Origin of the sequence: Uliginosibacterium flavum (assembly GCF_040566545.1) — a bacterium.
Taxonomy (GTDB): Bacteria; Pseudomonadota; Gammaproteobacteria; order Burkholderiales; family Rhodocyclaceae; genus Uliginosibacterium; species Uliginosibacterium flavum.
Genome location: NZ_JBEWZI010000006.1, coordinates 124025 through 144828, shown reverse-complemented (window position 1 = coordinate 144828; position 20804 = coordinate 124025). Strand labels below are relative to the sequence as shown.

The window sequence follows — 20804 nt, the reverse complement described above, 5'->3', positions numbered from 1 at the left end:
AGCTGCTGGGTTACGTCAGAATCGCCGGTTTGCCGGCTAGATCTTTGAAAGCTGGTCTACTGGTTGACTGAAAGAGAGAAAACTTTCGCTTGATCCGTTTATTTGATTTCGTTGATCAGTTCCGCTGATCAAGTGAGCCGTGCTGGTGTTTGAGCTTGAGAAAAATCATCGCTGCCAGCAGCGCGTCGTTCGCGGGGTCGTGGCGCGGCAGCGCCGGCAGGTTCAGATTGGCAAGAATGCTGTCCAGACGCAGATCAACTTCGGGTCGGTAGGCGGTGACTTTGCGGTCGTAATACAAGCCAGAGACCTCGATGGCCGGGTTGGGCAGTTTGATGCCCAGCCAGGGTTTGATCTGGCGGTTGAGGACCGCGAGGTCGAATTCCAGGTAATAGCCGATCAGCGGGCGCGAGCCGATGAAATGCAGCAGCAGGCCAAGGGCTTCTTGTACTGGTAGACCGCTGGCGACATCTTGCTGGCGTAACTGGTGGATGGGAATGCTTTGCGCAGCAATCGGCCGGCTGGGCTTGAGGATCAGACGCAGGGTTTGCGAGCTGAGAATGCGGTTGCCACGCACAGGTACCGCGGCGATGCTGAGGATTTCGGCTTCGCGCGGATCAAGGCTGCTGGTTTCGCAGTCAATACTTATCCATTCATCAGCTGGCGGCGCTTCGAAGAGAAAACCAAAGCGTGTCTCTCGCAAGGCGCGCTGTGCTCGCCAGCGCTGAAATCGGGCCATCAGACTCATGAAATCCGCTGCAGCTGGAAGTGGTGTTCGATCAGCTGGCGGAAACGTTTGACCACGCTCAGCGCATCTTTCAATAAATCGCGCTCCAGCGTGGACAGGGCGGCCGGATCGATCAGGTTGTCCGGCACCCGGCCTTGCGCGACGGCAAGAAGGCCGTGTTGCAGGCGCAGAGCGTGCAGGAAGATCAGGGTTTCGCGCAGATCCTGCGCCAGATCCGCTGGCAGCAATGCGCGACTGAGCAGCGCGTCGATGCGCAGATAACTGTTACTCGCGCCGATGCCGGCTTTCACGGACATGCTGCGCACGCCATGCACCAGCGGGAAAATACCGCCTTTCTTGATGTCCAGGCGGTCGCGTTGGGCGCCGGCATCGAGTACCAGGCGCGAAAACAGGTTGAGCGGCACATCGAACTGCATCACAGGCAGGGCAAAGCGCGACAGGAAGGCTGCATCCAGCTCGGGCAGGTTTTGCAGTTGCACCGTTTCAAGCAGCGCGGACTTGCCGGCGACCGGGCGCGCATCGGCCCAGATCGCCAGACGCATCACATTTTCGGCATTGGCGCTGCGAATCCAGCCCAGCAGACGGCTGCGCATTACGCTCACTTCGCAGCACCAGTCCGGCTGGTTGAGCATGATGCCGCCGGGGCAGGGCGGGTAGCCGAAGCTGAGCAGGGTTTCGGTAAAGCGCTGGCAGATTGCCTGGAGTTCGGGGTGCTCAAAACCATCTGCGATGAGCAGGGCATTGTCCTGATCGGTCTTGAGAATCTGTTCGCCACGGCCTTCCGAGCCCAGTACCAGCAGGCAGACATGCTCAAGGATTTCAGGCGGCGCAAGCAGTGTGAAGACGCGTCCGAGCAGGTGGCGGCGCAGCTCGCAGAGCAGGTCGGCAATCAGCGTAACCTTGACGCCATTGCCGTGCAGCAGCTTGATCAGCTCGTCCATGCTGCGGTTGGCCGCCATCAGTTCGACAATGCTGTCGGCACGCTCGATCTGGGCCAGCACGATGTGCGACTGGTTGCTCAAAAAGGACAGTAGTTCGACTTGCTCAAGGATGCCGATGACTTCGCTCTGACGCGTCACGATGACGCGCTGGATGGTGTGCTGAGCCATCAGCACCTGAGCGTGGTACAGATAGGCGTCTGCTGAAATACTCACCAGTGGTGTGCGTGCCAGCGGACCGATGGGGGTGCTGGCCGCAGGCAATTCGCTGATGACGAAATCGCGCAGATCGCTGCGCGTGAAAATGCCGTCGCCTTTGTCGGTATGCACCAGCACGCAGGTGGCGTGATGTTTCTGCATCAAGCGGGCCGCAGTGAGTACGGAGTCGTCAGCATCCAGCCACAAAACTGGCGACAGATAGGCGGATTCAACCCGGCTCATCAGCATCGCTTGCAGCTGCCCTTGCAGCGGACGATTGGCAAGGACGGCAAAGCGGGCGGCCACTTCCTGATAGAAGAAGGCGCCGAAAACCGGGTTGTGCTGAGTGAGTTCGAGCACCAGTTCGCGCGGCAGACAGAACACCAGCGTGTCTTCGACCGCGAGCAGGCGATGTTGGGCGCGTCCGCTAAGCATGGAGCGGGAGTCGAAACTGTCCTGCGGGCCGTAGTAGCCGAGGGTTTCGCCCTCGCTGTGTTCGGACACCATGCCCTTGATCACGACGTAAAGCGATTCGACCAGGCTCTCGGCTTCGTGCAGGCAGGTATTTTTCGGGAAATACACCACATCCACGCGCTCGGCCAGTCGCTGGCGCTCGGCAGGATTCAGGCAATCAAACGGGGCATGGCTGAAATCGAACGGGGTCACGAGCCGGGCCTCACGTAAAAAACCCCGGACCTGGGTCCGGGGCAATTGCTGCGGGGGAAAACTTAGTGCTTGTCGGTAGCGCCTTCGGCACCGACGCCGGTCATGGAGCGAATGAACTGGGGTATGAACAAGGCGCGTTCCTTGTTAGCCGATTCGCTGTTATCCATCACCGAGAACAGCCAGGTGAAGAAGAAGGCGGCGGTCATCGAGAACAGGGCCGGATTCTTGTAGGCGAAGATGGCTTCCTTGTTTTTCAGTACGTCGACCCAGACTGTCGGTCCCAGAATGATCAGGGAAACCGCCGAGATCAGGCCAATCAGCCCGCCCAGCACAGCGCCGCGCGTGGTCAGGCCTTTCCAGAACATGGACATGAAGAGAACCGGGAAGTTGGCCGAGGCGGCAATCGAGAAGGCCAGACCGACCATGTAAGCGATGTTCTGCTTCTCGAAGGCAATGCCCAGCACGATGGCGATGATGCCGAGGAACACGGTGGCGATCTTGGAGACGCGGATTTCATCCTTTTCATTGACCCGGCCATGACGCCATACGCTGGCATACAGATCGTGGGATACAGCCGAAGCACCGGAAAGCGTCAAACCCGAAACCACCGCCAGAATGGTGGCGAAGGCCACGGCCGAGATGAAGCCGAGGAACAGATCGCCGCCAACCGCATTGGACAGATGGATGGCCGCCATATTGTTGCCGCCGATCAGGCCCTTGGCGTCCATGTACTCCGGTTTGTTCAGCACCAGCATGATCGCGCCGAAACCAATGATGAAGGTCAGGATGTAGAAATAGCCGATGAAGCCTGTCGCGTAGAACACCGATTTGCGTGCTTCTTTGGCATCCGACACGGTGAAGAAGCGCATCAGGATATGCGGCAGGCCGGCCGTGCCGAACATCAGACCAATGCCCAGTGAAATCGCGTCAATCGGATTGGATACCAGTCCGCCCGGCGACATGATGGCCGTGCCTTTCGGATGAACTTCAATTGCGGTTTTGAACATGTTTTCCAGACTGAAGCCGGAGATCTTGAGCACCATGAAGGCCATGAAGCTTGCGCCGCAGAGCAGCAGCACCGCCTTGATGATCTGCACCCAGGTGGTGGCCAGCATGCCGCCGAACATGACATACAACACCATCAGAATGCCGACCATGATGACGGCGGTGCTGTAGTCCATGCCGAACAGCAGCTGGATCAGCTTGCCTGCGCCGACCATCTGCGCGATCAGGTACAGGGCCACCGTGACCAGTGTACCCACGGCCGCGAAGGAGCGTACCGGGCCTTGTTGCAGGCGGTAGGACGCGACGTCGGCAAAGGTGTATTTGCCCAGATTGCGCAGACGCTCAGCTACCAGGAAGGTGATCAGGGGCCAGCCGACGAGGAAGCCGATGGAGTAAATCAGACCATCGTAACCACTGCCGTAAACGAGGGCCGAAATCCCGAGGAATGAGGCCGCCGACATGTAGTCGCCAGCAATCGCCAAACCATTCTGGAAGCCGGTAATGCCACCGCCAGCGGCATAGAAGTCTTTGGCGGAGCGGGTGCGTTTGGCGGCCCAGTAGGTGATGTACAGCGTGGCGCCGACAAAGATGAAGAACATGACGATGGCCGAAACATTAAGACCGCGTTTGGCTACATCGCCGCTGATTGCGTCAGCCGCCCAGACAGGCATGCAGGCCATCAGGCTCAGGAAGATCAGGGAAAGACGCTTCATTGCTGTGCCTCCTCGACTACTTCACGGGTCAGTCGGTCAAATTCGGTGTTGGCGCGGCGCACATAAATGCCGGTCAGGACGAATGCCGAGAGGATTACGCCGACACCGACCGGGATGCCCCAGGTGATGACGGTGTCTGCGCCCAGCGGAGTGCCGAACAATTCTTTCTTGAAGCCGATGATCAGGATGAAGCCGCAATAGATCGCCAGCATGATGATGGACAGGGTCCACGAGAACACGCGCTTGGTATGAACCAGCGCAGTGAATTTCGGATTATTTTGTATCCGTTCAATTGTGGGTGAAGTCATATATCTCTCCTCCAAGGCAAGACCCGACTAGCAGCCGGGTTGTGCTGACTCTATTGGAATAGGCTAGTTTCACGCCAATGGCAATTCCTGATGAATCACATCAGGTGAGGTTATGCTGTATCCTCAGCCCTTGTTATTCAAGGCTTTGCGGCCCATTTCGGCCAATCGGGCAAGGCCTTGTGGTGAGTGTTTACCCCAAGTGGAATGTCATGGAAATATATCAGCTGCGCACCTTTCTGGCTGTTGCTCAGCAGCGTCATCTGACGCAGGCGGCTGAACAACTGCATTTGTCGCAGCCTGCTGTCACGGCTCAGATCAAGGCGCTGGAAGAAGAACTTGGCGTGAGCCTGTTTGACCGGGTTTCCGGTGGTGTACAACTGACCGACGCCGGCAAGCGCCTCTTGCCGGATGCGGAGCGGGTGCTGGGCAGCGCACGTGGCCTGATTGATCACGCACGCAGCATGCAGGGCGAGTTACGCGGCCGTATCCGCATCGGCACACTGATCGTACCGGCACGGCTGCGGCTGGGGCAATGGCTGGCCGATGTACAGCGCCGCCACCCCTTGCTGGAGCCACAGACCCGGCTGGGCTTGTCAAAAGACAATCTGGCCGAGATCCGGCGCAACAATCTGGATTGCGGCTTCTTTCTCGGTCGTGACAGCTTTGCCAATGTCACCGCTGTCCCGCTCACCGAAATCGGCTTCTGTGTCGCCATTCCGACGGCGCTGGCCGATGCGCTGGGGCATGCGGACTGGCAGCAGATGAATGGTTCGCCCTGGCTGGGGATTTCGCCGCGCTCGACGATCTGGGGGATGACCCATGATCTGTGGCGTACGCATAACATCACGCCGCGCGAGGTCGGCGAGTTTGATGATGAAGCCACCCTCTCCGAACTGATCAAGGCTGGCCTGGGCATGGCCCTGCTGGCCGAGCGCACGGCCAAACGATTCGCTGCCGAGGGTTCCGGCGTGCTGTGGCGCGGTGGTGAAGTGGTTATCCGCGCGCCCTTGCAGTTCATTTACCCGTCGGAGCGCGAAGGCGATCCGCTGCTAATGGCATTGCGCGATTCACTCAAGTCCATCTGGGATCTGGCCTGATGACCGAGGTATTGCGGCCGCGACTGTGGGTCGATGCGGACGCCAGCCCCGTCGTCGTCAAGGAAATCATTTTCCGTGCCGCCACGCGCAAACAGATGGAAACCATTCTGGTCGCCAACCAGATGCTGCGCGTGCCGGCTTCACCGCATATCCGGGCGGTGCAGGTGCCCGCCGGGTTTGATGTGGCTGACAACTACATCGTCGCCCAGGTGCGGGTAGGGGATCTGGTTGTGACGGCAGATATTCCGCTGGCTGCCGCGGTGATCGAGCGCGGTGCCAGCGCACTGAATCCGCGTGGCGAGCTGTACACGGTAGCGAACATCCGCGAGAGCCTGTCGATGCGCGATTTCATGGAGAGTCTGCGCTCCAGCGGCGTGCAAACCGGTGGCCCGGCGGCCTTCAGTCAGGCCGACCGGCAAGCCTTCGCCAATCAGCTGGATCGGCTCCTGGCGCGCATTCCGGATTGATCTGCCCGAATTGCGTTTGGATTGGCTCTTCGGCCGGCCTGCCCGCACAACCGCGTCGGGCGAGGCTTTTCAGCCTACGCTTCTGAAAGCTGGTCTGCGCGCAGCAGGAAAACTTTTTCCGCTTCGCTGGCGTTGCTGAGCCATACGAATTCCAGCTGCGGGAAAGCCGCCTCCACCAGATCCCGGTTGTGGCCGACTTCGACCACCAGAATTCCGTCATCGGTCAGGTGGCGACGCGCGCCAGCAATGATGCGGCGCACGATATCCATGCCGTCATCGCCGCCGGCCAGGGCCAGACGCGGTTCGCGCAGATATTCGTCAGGCAGCACCTGCATCGACTCTTCCGTCACATACGGCGGATTGCTCAGGATCAGCTCGTAGCGCTCGTCCCCCAGGGAGTCGAAGACATCTGACTTGATCAGGCGCACCACATCCTCCAGACCATAGTCCGCGACATTCTGACGCGCCACATCCAGCGCGTCCTCCGACAGATCGATGGCATCCACCTGGGCGTTCGGGAAGTGATGGGCCAGCAGGATCGCCAGGCAGCCACTGCCGGTGCACAGATCCAGCACCCGGCTGACTTCAGCGGGCTCCTGAATCCACGGTTCGAAGCCGGCCTGTAGCAGTTCGAAACAGAAGGAACGTGGCACGATCACGCGCTCATCCACGTAGAAACGGAAATCACCCAGCCAGGCTTCATTCGTCAGATAGGCCGCCGGGATACGTTCTTCCACACGGCGGTGAATGATGTCGAGTACTTCGATGCGTTCGTTCACCGGAATGCAGGCGTCGTAGAACGGGTCCAGCCGGTCAATCGGCAGGTGCAGGGTGTGCAGCACCAGATAGACAGCCTCGTCAAAAGCGTCAGTCGTGCCGTGGCCGAAAAACAGGCCCGCTCGGTTGAACTGGCTGGTGGCGTAGCGGATCAGGTCGCGAACGGTGATGAGCTCCTCCAGCGGCGAGTGTTCATGTTCCGCATGGTCGTGGTCGTGGTCGCATTCGTGGTCGTGGTCGTGATGGGGCATGATTTAAATCCGTGGGAGGCTGGAATCAAAAGCCCAAGCGGCAGGCATCGCGCTTGGGCTTCTTGTGGTTTGAAATACGGAGAAACGGACTTAGCTCGTCTCGTCCATGTGCAGCGTAAATGAGCTGAAGGACGCGCCATCATCTTCCGCCGCATCGAATTCAACAATGCTGTCGAGCTGCGACGGGTTTTTCGCCGCAGTCTCGGCGCTTTCGTCCGGGGCGTTATTGACCAGCCAGGAGAAGTTCGTGGGCGAGTCGGAATTCGCCAGCGCCTCGTCCAGCGTGATGATGCCGGCGCGATACAGGCGGAACAGATCCTGCTCAAAAGTCTGCGAGCCTGGCGCCAAGGATTTTTCCATGGCTTCACGCACATCGCCGAACTCGCCTTTTTCGATCAGCTCGGCAATGTGGCGCGTGTTCATCAGGATTTCGGCCGCCGGGATGCGCGAGCCATCCGGCTTCTTGACCAGACGTTGCGATACGATATTGCGCAGCGATACGGCCAGATCCAGGAAGAGCAGGGGGCGGTTTTCGAGCGGGAAGAAGCTGGTGATGCGGTTAAGCGCATGGTGAGCGTTATTCGCGTGCAGGGTGGCCAGCACCAGGTGGCCGGACTGTGCGTAGGAAATCGCCGCTTTCATGGTTTCCAGATCGCGGATTTCGCCGATCAGGATGCAGTCGGGCGCCTGGCGCATGGCGTTCTTCAGCGCATGATTCCAGCTGTGCGTATCGAAACCGACTTCGCGCTGGTTGATCACCGAACGCTTGTGGCGGAACAGGTATTCAATCGGGTCTTCGACCGTCAGGATATGGCCCGACACATGAGTATTGCGGTAGTCGAGCATCGACGCGATGGTCGTCGACTTGCCCGAACCGGTCGCGCCGACCACCAGCACCAGACCACGCTTTTCCATGATGATGTCGTACAGGACGGGCGGCAGGCTGAGTGACTCCAGTGCAGGGATTTCGCCCTGGATGTAACGCACCACGATACTGACGCTGTTGCGCTGCCAGAAGAAGTTGATCCGGAAGTTGCCCAGGCCGCGACGGCTGAAGGAGATATTGAGTTCGCGTTCGCGTTCAAAGATCGCGATTTGCTCCGGGTTCATGATCTCGTAGGCCATGCGCTGAATCACCGCAGGGTCCATTAGCTGCTGATTGATCGGCAGCACCACACCATCGATCTTGATGTGGATGGGCGCACCCGCCGATACGAAAATATCGGAGGCGTGGCGCTCGGCCATCAACTGGAACAGCTTGTCGAAAATCATGAAATCTCCCGAATTAAATGGGGGCCTGAAGCCTAATACAGTTCACTCAAGGAGCAACAACGCTCCGACGTCGTTCCCGCGAAGGCGGGAATCCAGTGACTTTGCGAACGCCGCTGGATTCCCGCCTTCGCGGGAATGACGGGATTTTGATGCCAACAGTCTAACCAGGCAACAATTGGGCTTACTCCCATTTTTACATCAGTCTCAATCGCGCAGCAGTTCGTTGATGGAAGTCTTGGAGCGGGTTTGCGCATCCACCTTCTTCACAATCACTGCACAGTACAGCGAATACTTGCCGTCTGCCGAGGGCAGATTGCCGGACACGACCACCGAGCCCGCCGGAATGCGGCCGTAAGTGACTTCACCCGTGGCACGGTCATAAATCTTGGTGCTCTGGCCGATATACACGCCCATCGAGATCACGCAGTTGTCTTCCACGATCACGCCTTCCACCACTTCTGAACGCGCGCCGACGAAACAGTTGTCGCCGATGATCGTCGGGTTGGCCTGCAGCGGCTCCAGCACGCCGCCAATGCCTACGCCGCCGGACAGGTGCACGTTCTTGCCGATCTGCGCACAGGAACCCACGGTTGCCCAGGTATCGACCATCGCGCCTTCATCCACATACGCGCCGATGTTCACGTAGGACGGCATCAGCACTACGTTCTTGGCGATATGGCTGCCCTTGCGCACCACCGCATTCGGCACCACGCGGAAGCCGCCGGCGCGGAAATCCGCCTCGGAGTAATCGGCGAACTTGGTCGGCACCTTGTCGAAGTAGCGCACGTCGCCGCTCTCAATGACCGCATTGTCGTGAGTGCGGAAATACAGCAGCACAGCCTTCTTCAGCCACTGATGCGTCACCCATTCGCCGTTGATTTTCTCGGCCACGCGCAGACGGCCGGAATCCAGCTCGGCGATCACTTCTTCGATGGCCCGGCCCAGAATCGGGTCAAAGGAGCTCGGAGTGATTTCGGCACGGCGTTCAAAGGCTTCGTCGATGATGGCTTGCAGCGGATGTTGAGACATGTCGGTTCCTGATGAAATTGAAAGAGCTTGAAGAAAACAGATTACTGTAAATGATCCACGATGCGCTGTGCGGCGGCCAGGCATTCCTGCTCAGAGGCCACCAGCGCGATACGGATAAAGCCCTGGCCGGGGTTGCGGCCATGTGCTTCGCGGGCCAGATACTGGCCGGGCAATACGGTGACATTGGTGGCGGCCAGCAGGTCGCGCGCGAAGATCGCGTCATCGCCCGCCGTTCTGGCCCACAGGTAGAAGCCAGCATCCGGCCGCACCACGCCCAGCACCGGCGCCAGCATCGGCACCAGCGCATGGAACTTGGCGCGATACAGATCGCGATTGGCCAGCACGTGCGCCTCATCGTTCCAGGCCGCAATACTGGCCTGCTGCACCGTCACGCTCATGGCGCAGCCGTGATAGGTGCGGTATTTCAGGAAGTCGGCGAGGATCTTCGCGTCGCCGGCCACGAAGCCTGAACGCAGGCCCGGCACGTTGGAACGCTTGGACAGGCTGGAGAACACCACCAGACGCGGGAAATCCTCGCGCCCAAGCTGGCGGGCCGCTTCCAGCGCACCCAGCGGCGGATTCGCCTCGTCAAAGTAGATCTCGGAATAGCACTCGTCGGCAGCGATCACGAAACCGTATTTGTCCGACAGCGCGAAGAGCTCGCGCCAGTCGTCCAACGACAGTACGCGTCCGGTCGGATTGCCCGGCGAACACACGAACATCAGCTGCACGCGGTTCCATTCGGCGCTGCTCAGCGAATCAAAGTCGAAGCCGAAACCGTTTTCCGGCGTCTGATTCAGGAAAACCGGCTGCGCGCCGGCCAGCAGGGCAGCACCTTCATAAATTTGGTAGAACGGGTTCGGGCACACCACCAGCGGTGCCGGCTGGCTCGCATCAATCACCGCCTGGGCAAAGCTGAACAAGGCTTCGCGCGAGCCATTCACCGGCAGCACCTGCGTCGCCCAGTCGATCTTGGGCAGCGCGTAGCGGCGCTGCAGCCAGCTGGCGATGGTCTGGCGCAGGGCGTCGGTGCCGGCCGTGGTCGGATAAATCGCCAGACCTGAGAAGGACTCGCTCATCGCGCGGAACACCAGCTCCGGCGTGGCGTGCTGCGGTTCGCCAATGGACAAGCGAATGGCGGGCAGATCGGCAGGCTTCACGCCGGCAAACAGGCCGCGAAGTTTCTCGAAAGGGTAGGGGTGCAGGTGATCGAGCAGCGGATTCAAGATGATTTTTCGCGTTGTCGGGTTGAGGCCGGGCGGCGCTCCGTGTGGGCGGGCGGGCCATCCGGGCCGAATCGGGGTGGTATTATAGCTCGCGCTTATCGCCATAAACCCACCACCACTCTTACTCGCCTCACTCGCCTGCCCACGTGCGCCTCTCGAAGCTCAAACTCGCCGGATTCAAATCCTTTGTCGATCCCACCACGGTGCTCATGCCGGGTCAGCTGGTGGGCGTCGTCGGGCCGAATGGCTGCGGCAAATCGAATGTGATCGACGCCGTGCGCTGGGTGCTGGGCGAATCGCGCGCCTCCGCCTTGCGCGGCGATTCCATGCAGGACGTTATCTTTAACGGTTCCACCACGCGCAAGCCGGTTTCGCGCGCCAGCGTCGAAATGATTTTCGACAACGCCGATGGGCGCGCTGCCGGGCAGTGGTCGCAGTACGCCGAAATCTCTGTCAAGCGCCAGCTCGACCGCAACGGCAACTCCGATTACTTCATCAACAACGTGTCGGTGCGCCGCAAGGACGTGATCGACCTGTTTCTGGGCACCGGCCTGGGCCCGCGCGCCTACGCCATCATCGAGCAGGGCATGATCTCGCGCGTGATCGAGGCGCGCCCGGAAGAAGTCCGCGCCTTCCTCGAAGAAGCTGCCGGCATCACCAAATACAAGGAACGCCGCCGCGAGACCGAAGGGCGTCTGGCGGATGCGCGCGACAATCTGGCGCGCGTCGAAGACATCCGCGCCGAGCTGGGCCAGCAGATCGAGCGCCTCGCCGTGCAGGCTGAAGTTGCCCTGCGCTACAAGGATCTGTCCTCGCAGCTGGCGCAGAAACAGGTGTTGCTGTGGCGCTACAAACACACCGCCGCGCAGCGCGAGCAGACCGCCGTGGCCGAAGCCATCGCCCAGGCCCAGACGGCCATCGAAGAGAACAATTACAAGCTGGTCGAAGCCGACACGCGGATTACCCTGACGCGCGAGGCGCACATCGTACACACCGAGGCGCTGAGCGCCGCGCAGGGCGATGTGTTCGCGATCGCCAACGAAGTCACGCGCATCGAGAGCGAGCTACGCAGCCTGCGCGACACCTATGCGCGCATTACGCAGCGCGGCGGCCAATTGCTGGCCGATGAAACCCTGTGGCAGGAACGCCTGAGCCAGTCGCTGGCCGAGCAGGAACGCTGGGCCGAGCAGAACGCCATCGCGCATGAAAAGCTTGAACTAAGCCTGTTGCAGGTTGGCGAGGCCGAGGAACGTCTGCCCGAAGCCGAAGAAGCCTGGCGCGGCGCGCTGGCCGGTCAGGAAGAGGCGCGCCGGACGCTGAATCAGATTGAGCAGCATGTTCGCGTCGAAGATGCCAAGCGCATCGCCAGCGAACGCGCGCTGGAAGCGCTGGCCCAGCGCCGCGCCCGCATGGAGGGCGAGCGCGCCGGCCTGCGCCCCGAGGATGAAGCCGCTTTAGCTGCGCTGGAACTGGAAGTCGCCGAACTGATCGCCCAGCAACAGGAAGCCGAGCTGCTGCTTGGCAGCCAACAGGAGATGCTCGAAGAGGCGCAAGCAGCCTTGATCTCCGGGCAGGCTGCCCTGCAAGCCGCGTCCAGCGCGCTTACGCAGCAAGCCGCCCGTTTGAATGCCTTGCGTGGTTTGCAATCCAGCTTGCGCGATCAGGGCGATCTGGCCGGCTGGCTGCGTGCCGCCGGGCTGGCCGATGAGGCCCGGGTCTGGCAATCGCTGCAGGTCGACGCGGGCTGGGAACTGGCCGTAGAGGCGGTGCTGCGCGAGCGCATTGCCGCCATCGGCCCGCTCGCCGGTGATCTGGGCGCGAGCACCGCGCAGGCCGCACCGCAGACCGTGGTGCTGTTGCGCGAAGGCCAGCCGCCTGCGCCGCGTGGCGTGCTGTTTGACGCGACCTTGCTGGAGGAGCGCGTGCGCAGCCAGCGCCCCGATCTGGCACCGCACCTCGCGCACTGGCTGGATGGCGTGTATGCCGTGGATGAAATCAGCCCCTGGCTCGCCGGCGAGCGTCCACTGCCGGCCGGTGTGCTGCTGGTCAGTCGCAGCGGGCAAATCCTCAGCAGCAGCGCCTTGACGCTGTTCGCGCCGGATGCCGGCACGCACGGCGCCATCGAGCGCCAGCGCGAGATCGAAACCCTGGAGCGCGAAATCGTTCCCGCCGAAGCTGCGCGGGACGAACTCACCACACGCGTCGCGGACGATGAAGACGAAGTCAAGGTCTTGCAGGCTGCACTCGGCGACACGCGTCGCGTGCAGCAGCAACTGCAATCCCGCCTGCATGAACGCCAGCTCTCCTTCGTGAAAGTGCAGCAGGAACAGGCCCGCCATGTCGAGCGTATCGAACAGCTGGCACGCGAAGCGGCCGAGCTGCTGCGCCTCGAAGGCGTGGAACAGGCCCACCTTGAAGAGGCTGAGCTGGCGCGGCTCTCCGCGGAGGAGCGGCTGGACGCCTTGCGCGATGCGGCTGAGCTGGCCGCTGCCCGCAGCGCCAGTACCGAAGCCGCTCTGCGGGCCGCCCGCGAAGTATTGAGTAATCAGCAGCGCGCGCGTCACGAAGCCGAATTTGCCGTGCGCGAAGGCAATGCCAAGCTCGACGAACTGAGCCGCAACGCCGCGCTGGCGCAGGCTCAGCTCGAAAAATTCGCCATCGAGCGCAGTCAGCTCACGCAGGAACAGGGCGAACTGGACGACTCCGCCTTGCAGACCTCGCTGCAGACCGCGCTGGATCTGCGCCGCGCCCGCGAGGCCGTCGTCGCCCAACGCCGCGAAGAACTCGAAGCCATCGGTCAGCAGCTCAAGGCGCTGGACGCCTCTCGCCTGCATGCCGAACACGCCCTTGCACCCCTGCGCGACCAGCTTGCCGAACTGCGCCTGCGGCATCAGGCCGCCGAACTGGGCAGTACGCAGGCGGCCGAGCGCCTTGGTGAATTCGGCGCGGAAGTCATCGCGCTGGAGGATGCCGTGATGGCCGAGATCCGCGAACTCGCCCTGAGCCGCGAAGTCAGCCGTCTGGCGCGCGAAATCGCCGAGATGGGCGCGGTGAACCTAGCCGCCCTGGCCGAGCTGGATTCGGCGCGCGAGCGCAAGAATTTCCTCGATCTGCAGTTTGAAGATCTGATGAGCGCCATCGGCACGCTGGAAAACGCCATCCGCCGCATCGACCGCGATACGCGCGAGAAACTCAACGAAACCTACGTCACCGTGAACCAGCATTTCAGCGAACTCTTCCCGCGCCTGTTCGGCGGGGGCAGGGCAGAACTGCTGCTGACCGGCGAAGATCTGCTGGATGCCGGGGTGCAGATCGTCGCCCAGCCGCCGGGCAAGAAAAACAGCTCCATCCATCTGCTCTCCGGCGGCGAAAAGGCGCTCACGGCCATCGCGCTGGTCTTCGCCATGTTCCAGCTCAACCCCGCGCCTTTCTGCATGCTCGACGAAGTCGACGCGCCGCTGGACGACACCAACACCGAGCGCTACTGCGAGATGGTCAAACACATGTCGGCCGTCACCCAGTTTATTTTCATCAGCCACAGCAAGATCACCATGGAGATGGCCGAACAGCTGATCGGCGTGACGATGCAGGAGCAGGGCGTCTCCCGCGTGGTGGAAGTGGACATCGATGCGGCGCTGAAACTGGCGCAAGTCGAGGCGGCTTAAACGGGGCACGTAGGTGCGATCCTTCGACACGCTCAGGAGAGCCTTCAGTCGCACACAGCACGTGAATGGCCGACTGAAGTCGACCCTACGAAATCAGGAATCGCGAGGGGCATGACTTCCTTGTGAATCAAACCCCTGCCAAAAAAGGCACCCATGCCACGCAAGGCGAGCAGTAATGCCATAATGCGCCAGCTTTTTTGCGAATCTCAACCTGAACACGAGGCATGATGTCCGGAAACGAATTGCAATACAGCCTGATCGGCTTGAGTGTCCTGGCCATTCTGGGTTTGGTCGTTTACAACCTGTGGCAGGAACGCAAGGCACGCAAACACGCCGAGCAAGCCTTCCGCTCGACCCACCATGACGTGCTGCTCGAAGGCGACGCTGAGCCCGTCGTGCCGCCCGCCCCCGGCGGCCGCATGGAGCCCGGCCTGCGCGCCGAGCCCGCTGCGACGCCAGCCCAGTCGGCCCGGTCTGCCACGGTGGCCAGCTTGCCCACCCAGCCCGCCCGCAGCACCCAGCGCACCCAGCGCCAGCAAGAACCCGTCCTCGGTTTCGAAGCCCAGGCCATCGATTGCGCCGTCAGCATCGAAGCGCCTGCAGGCGTATCCGCCTCCGCCCTGTTTCTGGCCGGGCAGGAAGTCCTTGCCGGCATCACGCGCCGCCTGCAGTGGTATGGCTGGAGCGATCTGGACGCCCAGTGGTTTCTCATCGACGCGCGCACGCCCGGCGCCATCAACCGCGCCTGCGTCACCCTGCAACTCGTGGATCGGCGCGGCGCCATCAGCGAAGTCGAGCTGGATCGTTTCTACCAGCAACTGCAGCGCGTCTGCGAGCAATTCCTCGCCGTGCCGCGTCTGCCTGCACGCAACGATGTCCTCAATCACGCCGCCGAAATCGACAGTTTCTGTGCCGAAGTCGATGTACAGATCGCCCTCAGCGTCGTCGCCCAGAAAACCAGTTTTTCCGGCACCAAACTGCGCGCCCTGGCCGAATCCGCCGGGCTGGTGATCGGCACCGATGGCGCCTACCACGCCAGGGACGAGGGCGGAAACACGCTATTTACCCTCGCCAATCAGGAGGCCGTGCCCTTCTCCATCGAGCAACTGCGCCACCTCCAGACTCACGGCCTGAGCTGGGTGCTGGACGTGCCCCGCGTCGCCAATCCGGCTGCGGCCTTTGACCGCATGGTCGCGCTGGCCCACCACTTCGCCGAATCGATGGGCGGCGTGGTCGTCGATGACAATCGCGCCCCGCTGTCAGATCGCGCCATCGGCCTGATCCGCAGCCAGATCGGCCAGTTTGAACTGCAGATGGATCGCCAGTCGATGCCCGCGGGTGGTGAGATTGCGTTGAGGCTGTTTGCTTGATCTGGTCATTCCCTCCGAACTGTCGGTAGCGGTTTTAGGAATAGACGAAGCCATTCATAGAGTTGTCATTCCGGACTTGATCCGGAATCCAGAAGACGGGTGGCGAGGGGCTCTGGATTTCCGATCAAGTCCGGAATGACGGCGAAATGGACGTTCAAGGCCTGGTACAAGGGTGGGTCAATTGACCCGAGCGGACACGTTTTTAGCGCTCCCAGAGGAAAGAGATATGCCAATAGAAACGCAGATGGTGAACAAGCCTTCGTTTTGGGGGCGCTTGTGGGCGCCGGGGAAGCCGGCAAACGTGTCTGTTCCGAGTCCGTTGATCATTGGCGCAATCATTTGGCTAAGCTTCAACCTTTTTACCGCCATCACCCAGGTCTCTGGCTTCGCCAGGGTGCGCACCCTGCCTCTTGAGTGGGATCTCATCTTTACTGTGTTGGCCAGCACAGGCTTCATGGTATTGGTGTTTTTTCTCATAAGCTTGTGCAAATATTTTGTGGATTTTTTGGCCGCAAAATCAGCGAGGCTTGCACCCTTTGTCCGTCGGACTTCAGTCGCCATTCTCATTTCAGCCTGCATTGCCGCGCCGGTAGCTGCGCGTTGGGCGACCAAATACGCAGACCAAATGCGCGATGCCCAACGTAGCGTTTCTGTCGAGAATATTTGTCCCGATACGCGAGGCCAAGCCAGGTAGGGCGGGACATTTGATCTGCGCGGAAATGAGCTTCTGATTAACGTAATCCCGTCGTTCCCGCGAAGGCGGGAACCTAGCGGCGTTCGCAAAGTCACTGGATTCCCGCCTGCGCGGGAATGACGAAACAAGGCCATGCGCCTTCCCGAAAATTCTTGCCGACATAGAACATGGACCTGTTTTCCCAAGCCAACGACGAAGACCGCGCCAACGAACTGCGGGCCGAACTTGCCCGTCACGCGCACGCCTATTACGTCCTCGACGCGCCCAGCGTGCCGGATGCCGAATACGACCGGCTGTTCCGCGAGCTGCAGGCCATCGAGGCCGCGCACCCGGAGCTGATCCAGCCGGATTCGCCGACGCAACGTGTCGGTGGCACGCCGCTGGCCGGCTTCGGTCAGGTCACGCATGTGGTGCCCATGCTCTCGCTGAACAATGCCTTCGCCGAAGACGATGTCGTCGCTTTCGACCGGCGTTGCCGCGAGGGGCTGGACGTGGAGACGGTGGAATACGCCGTCGAGCCCAAGTTCGACGGCCTGGCCATCACCCTGATCTACCGCGACGGCGTCCTCGTGCAGGGCGCCACGCGCGGCGACGGCATGAGCGGCGAAGACGTGACGCAGAACCTGCGCACCATCGGCTGCATTCCGCTGCGCCTGCTCGGCGACAATCCGCCCAGCCTGCTCGAAGTGCGCGGTGAAGTGCTGATGTTCCGTGCGGATTTTGCGGCCATGAACGCGCGCCAAGCCGAATTGGGCGAGAAGCTTTTCGCCAATCCGCGCAACGCCGCCGCCGGCAGCCTGCGTCAGCTGGATTCACGCATCACGGCCCGCCGGCCGCTCCGGTTCTATGCCTACGCGGTGGTGCGTCTGGAAGGCGCGCCCGCATTGCCTTCTCACAGTGCAACGATGGAGATGCTTGCAGCGCGCGGCTTTCCGGTCAGTGCCCTGCGCGATGTGGTTTCTGGCGCCGATGGCCTGCTCGCTTATTACCGCCGCATCGCCGCCGCCCGCGATGGCTTGCCGTTTGATATTGATGGCGTCGTCTACAAGCTCAATCGCGTCGACCAGCAGGAGATGCTCGGCTTCGTGTCGCGGGCGCCGCGCTGGGCTATCGCCCACAAATACCCGGCGCAGGAAGAGCTGACCGAGTTGCTCGATATCGAAGTGCAGGTCGGCCGCACCGGCGCCATCACCCCGGTCGCGCGTCTCAAGCCGGTGTTCGTCGGCGGCGTCACCGTCACCAATGCCACCCTGCATAACGAGGACGAACTGCGCCGCAAGGATCTGAAGATCGGTGACACCGTTATCGTGCGCAGGGCAGGGGACGTCATCCCCGAAGTCGTCACCGCGCTGCCCGAGCGCCGCACCGGCAGCGAACGCGAATTCATCATGCCCACCGTTTGCCCGATCTGCGGCTCGCACATCGTCAAAGAGGAAGGCGAAGCCGTGGCGCGCTGCACCGGCGGCCTGGCCTGCCCGGCGCAGCGCGCGCAGGCCATCATGCATTTTGCCGGTCGGCGCATGATGGATATTGACGGCCTCGGCGAGCGCTACATCGAATCCCTGGTCGAGCTGGGCTATGTCGAACGGATTGCCGATCTGTACAGCCTGACGCTCGACAAACTGCTGGAAATGAAACGCCGCGCCGACGAGCGCGATGGCGTGACGCCGGACACCGTGCAACAGGGCAAAATCGCCACCAAGTGGGCCGAGAACCTGATCGAAGCGATTGCCGCCAGCAAGCGTCCGCCGCTGGCCCGGCTGTTGTTCGCGCTGGGCATTCGTCACGTTGGCGAGTCGACGGGCAAGACTTTGGCCGAATGGCTGGGCTCGCTGGAAAACGTCCGCCATGCCCCGCGCGAAGTGTTCGCCTGTCTGCCGGATATCGGCGGTGTCGTGGCCGATTCGTTGCACGAATTCTTTGCCGAGCCCAACAACGAACGCGTCCTCGATGAACTGGTCCGCGCCGGCGTTACGCCCGCTGACGAACATCCGCCGGCGGCGCGTCTGGCGCAGCAATTCACGACGGTCGAGCTGCTGAGCCGGCTCGGCATTCGCCGCCTTACGCCCGTCCGCGCCCAGCAACTCGCCGCGCAGGTCGATAGCCTGTCGGCGCTGGCCGCCCTGACGCCGATTGAACTCGCCGCGCTGGATTTGCCTGCGGATGTGCTGTTGGCGCTCGCCGAATGGCTGGTGCAGCCGGGGCAGGGCGAAAAGCTGCAAGCGCTGGAAGCCTATTGCCAACGCTTGCTGGCTGCCGCCCCGCAGCAGGACGCCAGCATGAGCTCGCCGCAAGCCGGCAAGACCTTCGTCCTCACCGGCACCTTACCCACGCTCAGTCGCGACGCAGTCAGCGCCCTGATCGAACAACACGGCGGCAAGGTCAGCGGATCGGTGTCGAAGAAGACCGACTACGTGGTGGCCGGTGCCGAAGCCGGCTCCAAACTCGTCAAGGCCGAGCAGCTCGGCGTGACGGTGCTGGATGAAGCAGGGTTGCTCGCGTTGCTGGGCGTGAGCAACTAAGCCGGCCCGATTTCAGTTTGAAACGCAGGGGCCATCGCTCGATAAGTTCAGGCGCGCCTTCGGTTGCACACGCCGCTTTGCAGGCTGACTGAAGTCAGCCCTACACATGGGCACAAGCGACTGTTTGCGGGCTCGACCAATATGCCGCCCCGAACATTCCCTCCTTGGCAAAAAATGGGGCGGAACAAGATATTCGCAAAGTATGCCTTGCGCCGCTGAAGCGGATCCTCCGTGAAAACCAGACCCTTTTGAGAGATGGTTGTTTCGTCGTGTTTGGCCAGGCGCCAGCAAAGAGCAAAAAGCCACTGCTCATCGTCCGGCCTTTGCAAAGGAAAAATGGCGTCAGAATCCGGGCCGGATTTTCGGATGGGGAGCCTGTAGAGCCGCTCCCTGCCTGATTCTTCAGCATACCTGCCTGAAGACGCCCCCTGCGCGCGGCTCTTCAGCTACTTCTTGAGCAATGGTTTGAGTACCGGCCAGATATTTTGCAGGATCAGGGGCTGGGCGGCGCTGGTGGGGTGCAGCATGTCGGCCTGGAAGAGTTCTGCGCGGGTGGCGAAGCCATCAAACAGGAAGGGCAGCAGGGCGGTTTTGCGTTCCTTGGCGAGGGCCGCATAAGTTTCCTGGAACTTCCCTGTATAGAGCGGGCCGAAGTTGGGCGGCATGCGCATGCCGATGAGCACGACTTTGGCGCCAGTGCCTTGTGCCGCGCGGATCATGCTGTCGAGGTTGCTGCGCAGGGCGGCAAGCGGCAGGCCGCGCAGGCCATCGTTGGCGCCGAGTTCGATGATCACGACAGCAGGTTTGTGCTCGGCCAGCGCGGCGGGCAGGCGGACGCGGCCACCGGCGGTGGTTTCGCCGCTGATGCTGGCATTGATGACCGGGTACCGGTAGCCTTCGCTTTGCAGTTTCTGCTCGAGCAGCTTGGGCCAGGCAGTATTCTGTTCGATGCCATAGGCGGCGGACAGGCTGTCGCCCCAGATGAGCAGGGTGGCGGCGGAAGCATTTTGAATGAACATGATTGAGAACAGGATTGCTATGCAGCGTGTCATGCAGGAAAACTCCGGGCCAGTGTTGGCGGTGAAGGACTTGGGCAAAACGGTGGGGCTGGCCGATGGCGGCACGCTGACCATTTTGCAGGAGATTGACTTTGCCGTGGGGGCTGGCGAAACGGTGGCGATTGTCGGCGCTTCGGGTTCGGGCAAATCCACCCTGCTCGGACTGCTGGCGGGGCTGGACGTTCCCAGTGCGGGTTCAGTGAAGGTAGGCGGGCAGGACATTTTTGCACTGGATGAGGACGGACGGGCGGCCTTGCGCGGCGCGATGATCGGCTTTGTGTTTCAGTCATTCCAGTTGCTGCCTGCGCTGACCGCGTTGGAAAACGTAATGATGCCGCTCGAACTGGCCGGACGCAGCGGCGCCAGGGAGACTGCTAGCCGTTGGCTGGATCGGGTCGGCTTGCTTGAGCGTCTGAGCCATTACCCGAAGCATCTGTCGGGCGGCGAGCAGCAACGCGTGGCGCTGGCGCGGGCCTTTGCAATGCAGCCGGCGCTGCTATTGGCCGATGAGCCGACCGGCAATCTGGATGCGGCGACAGGTCAGCACGTCATCGACTTGATCTTCGAATTGAACCGCGAGGCGGGCACCACACTGCTGCTGGTGACGCACGACGAGGTGCTGGCCAGCGCCTGCGGACGCAGCATCCGTTTGCGCTCGGGGCGGATGATTGAGCGGAATGGAGACGCCTGAGCGGGTCCGGATTCTGCCAAGGTCTGGACGCGATCAGTACCCGCTCGCCGTTTGAGTCGTTTTATCCAGAGACATGAAGCACCGGACAGCCGTGCGCGCAAACCACAGGAGT

The 20804-nt window shown here is 61.6% G+C and carries 16 protein-coding genes; 6 read left to right on the top strand and 10 right to left on the bottom strand.

The window, feature by feature from the left end; translation table 11 throughout:
* Window positions 1–115 precede the first annotated feature (115 nt).
* The 4 genes from ABXR19_RS07485 to ABXR19_RS07470 all read right to left on the bottom strand — a co-directional run bounded on the left by ABXR19_RS07485 (window position 116) and on the right by ABXR19_RS07470 (window position 4573).
* The gene (locus tag ABXR19_RS07485) at window positions 116–745 is read right to left on the bottom strand and encodes a 3'-5' exonuclease (protein WP_354600487.1); all 630 of its coding nucleotides are present in this window, start codon (window positions 743–745) and stop codon (window positions 116–118) included.
* On the bottom strand, window positions 742–2547 hold the full coding sequence (locus ABXR19_RS07480; protein WP_354600486.1) for a putative nucleotidyltransferase substrate binding domain-containing protein: 1806 nt from the start codon (window positions 2545–2547) through the stop codon (window positions 742–744). Before ABXR19_RS07480 ends, ABXR19_RS07485 begins: the two co-directional genes overlap by 4 nt.
* Window positions 2548–2609: 62 nt before the next feature.
* Entirely contained in the window at window positions 2610–4265 is a 1656-nt protein-coding gene (locus tag ABXR19_RS07475; protein ID WP_354600485.1) for a cation acetate symporter, read from the bottom strand.
* Entirely contained in the window at window positions 4262–4573 is a 312-nt protein-coding gene (locus ABXR19_RS07470; protein WP_354600484.1) for a DUF485 domain-containing protein, read from the bottom strand. The genes ABXR19_RS07475 and ABXR19_RS07470 overlap by 4 nt, the downstream gene beginning before the upstream one ends.
* Before the next feature lie 209 nt (window positions 4574–4782).
* On the opposite strand from ABXR19_RS07470, the gene ABXR19_RS07465 reads away from it, so the two are divergent.
* The gene (locus ABXR19_RS07465; protein ID WP_354600483.1) at window positions 4783–5670 is read left to right on the top strand and encodes a LysR family transcriptional regulator; all 888 of its coding nucleotides are present in this window, start codon (window positions 4783–4785) and stop codon (window positions 5668–5670) included.
* Window positions 5670–6137, top strand: a complete 468-nt coding sequence (locus ABXR19_RS07460) for a YaiI/YqxD family protein (RefSeq protein ID WP_354600482.1) — start codon at window positions 5670–5672, stop codon at window positions 6135–6137. The genes ABXR19_RS07465 and ABXR19_RS07460 overlap by 1 nt, the downstream gene beginning before the upstream one ends.
* Window positions 6138–6211: 74 nt before the next feature.
* Here ABXR19_RS07460 and prmB read toward each other — a convergent pair whose 3' ends face one another.
* The 4 genes from prmB to dapC form a co-directional block, all read right to left on the bottom strand.
* Window positions 6212–7165, bottom strand: a complete 954-nt coding sequence (prmB, locus tag ABXR19_RS07455) for a 50S ribosomal protein L3 N(5)-glutamine methyltransferase (protein WP_354600481.1) — start codon at window positions 7163–7165, stop codon at window positions 6212–6214.
* 90 nt (window positions 7166–7255) lie between these two features.
* Window positions 7256–8437 carry a PilT/PilU family type 4a pilus ATPase gene (locus tag ABXR19_RS07450; protein ID WP_354600480.1) on the bottom strand — a complete coding sequence of 394 codons (1182 nt, stop codon included), beginning with the start codon at window positions 8435–8437 and terminating at the stop codon, window positions 7256–7258.
* A 204-nt stretch (window positions 8438–8641) separates the two neighbouring features.
* The gene (gene dapD / locus ABXR19_RS07445; RefSeq protein ID WP_354600479.1) at window positions 8642–9466 is read right to left on the bottom strand and encodes a 2,3,4,5-tetrahydropyridine-2,6-dicarboxylate N-succinyltransferase; all 825 of its coding nucleotides are present in this window, start codon (window positions 9464–9466) and stop codon (window positions 8642–8644) included.
* 41 nt (window positions 9467–9507) lie between these two features.
* A complete protein-coding gene (dapC, locus tag ABXR19_RS07440; protein WP_354600478.1) occupies window positions 9508–10692 on the bottom strand; it encodes a succinyldiaminopimelate transaminase in 1185 nt (394 codons plus the stop codon).
* A gap of 146 nt (window positions 10693–10838) precedes the next feature.
* Here dapC and smc point away from each other — a divergent pair, with 146 nt between their 5' ends.
* A complete protein-coding gene (smc, locus tag ABXR19_RS07435) occupies window positions 10839–14357 on the top strand; it encodes a chromosome segregation protein SMC (RefSeq protein WP_354600477.1) in 3519 nt (1172 codons plus the stop codon).
* A 224-nt stretch (window positions 14358–14581) separates the two neighbouring features.
* Complete coding sequence (locus ABXR19_RS07430) at window positions 14582–15727, top strand: cell division protein ZipA (protein ID WP_354600476.1); 1146 nt, start codon at window positions 14582–14584, stop codon at window positions 15725–15727.
* Between the two features lie 177 nt (window positions 15728–15904).
* On the opposite strand, the gene ABXR19_RS07425 is transcribed toward ABXR19_RS07430, so the two are convergent.
* Window positions 15905–16306, bottom strand: coding sequence for a hypothetical protein (locus tag ABXR19_RS07425; protein WP_354600475.1), 402 nt, complete (start codon window positions 16304–16306; stop codon window positions 15905–15907).
* Window positions 16307–16588: 282 nt separating this feature from the next.
* Here ABXR19_RS07425 and ligA point away from each other — a divergent pair, with 282 nt between their 5' ends.
* Window positions 16589–18943, top strand: a complete 2355-nt coding sequence (gene ligA / locus ABXR19_RS07420) for an NAD-dependent DNA ligase LigA (RefSeq protein ID WP_354600474.1) — start codon at window positions 16589–16591, stop codon at window positions 18941–18943.
* Window positions 18944–19389: 446 nt separating this feature from the next.
* Here the strand turns inward: ligA and ABXR19_RS07415 are convergent, their stop codons facing one another.
* A complete protein-coding gene (locus ABXR19_RS07415) occupies window positions 19390–19962 on the bottom strand; it encodes an arylesterase (protein ID WP_354600473.1) in 573 nt (190 codons plus the stop codon).
* Between the two features lie 19 nt (window positions 19963–19981).
* On the opposite strand from ABXR19_RS07415, the gene ABXR19_RS07410 reads away from it, so the two are divergent.
* The gene (locus ABXR19_RS07410) at window positions 19982–20692 is read left to right on the top strand and encodes an ABC transporter ATP-binding protein (RefSeq protein ID WP_354600567.1); all 711 of its coding nucleotides are present in this window, start codon (window positions 19982–19984) and stop codon (window positions 20690–20692) included.
* The last annotated feature ends 112 nt before the right edge of the window (window positions 20693–20804 follow it).

Coding starts and splice junctions, on each gene's coding strand:
- ABXR19_RS07470 (WP_354600484.1), bottom strand. CDS start 4,573: ATGACTTCACCCACAATTGAACGGATACAAAATAATCCGAAATTCACT.
- ABXR19_RS07450 (WP_354600480.1), bottom strand. CDS start 8,437: ATGATTTTCGACAAGCTGTTCCAGTTGATGGCCGAGCGCCACGCCTCC.
- ABXR19_RS07460 (WP_354600482.1), top strand. CDS start 5,670: ATGACCGAGGTATTGCGGCCGCGACTGTGGGTCGATGCGGACGCCAGC.
- ABXR19_RS07465 (WP_354600483.1), top strand. CDS start 4,783: ATGGAAATATATCAGCTGCGCACCTTTCTGGCTGTTGCTCAGCAGCGT.
- ABXR19_RS07410 (WP_354600567.1), top strand. CDS start 19,982: ATGCAGCGTGTCATGCAGGAAAACTCCGGGCCAGTGTTGGCGGTGAAG.
- ABXR19_RS07485 (WP_354600487.1), bottom strand. CDS start 745: ATGAGTCTGATGGCCCGATTTCAGCGCTGGCGAGCACAGCGCGCCTTG.
- prmB (WP_354600481.1), bottom strand. CDS start 7,165: ATGCCCCATCACGACCACGACCACGAATGCGACCACGACCACGACCAT.
- ABXR19_RS07425 (WP_354600475.1), bottom strand. CDS start 16,306: ATGCAGGCTGAAATGAGAATGGCGACTGAAGTCCGACGGACAAAGGGT.
- ligA (WP_354600474.1), top strand. CDS start 16,589: ATGGACCTGTTTTCCCAAGCCAACGACGAAGACCGCGCCAACGAACTG.
- ABXR19_RS07430 (WP_354600476.1), top strand. CDS start 14,582: ATGATGTCCGGAAACGAATTGCAATACAGCCTGATCGGCTTGAGTGTC.
- ABXR19_RS07475 (WP_354600485.1), bottom strand. CDS start 4,265: ATGAAGCGTCTTTCCCTGATCTTCCTGAGCCTGATGGCCTGCATGCCT.
- dapD (WP_354600479.1), bottom strand. CDS start 9,466: ATGTCTCAACATCCGCTGCAAGCCATCATCGACGAAGCCTTTGAACGC.
- ABXR19_RS07415 (WP_354600473.1), bottom strand. CDS start 19,962: ATGTTCATTCAAAATGCTTCCGCCGCCACCCTGCTCATCTGGGGCGAC.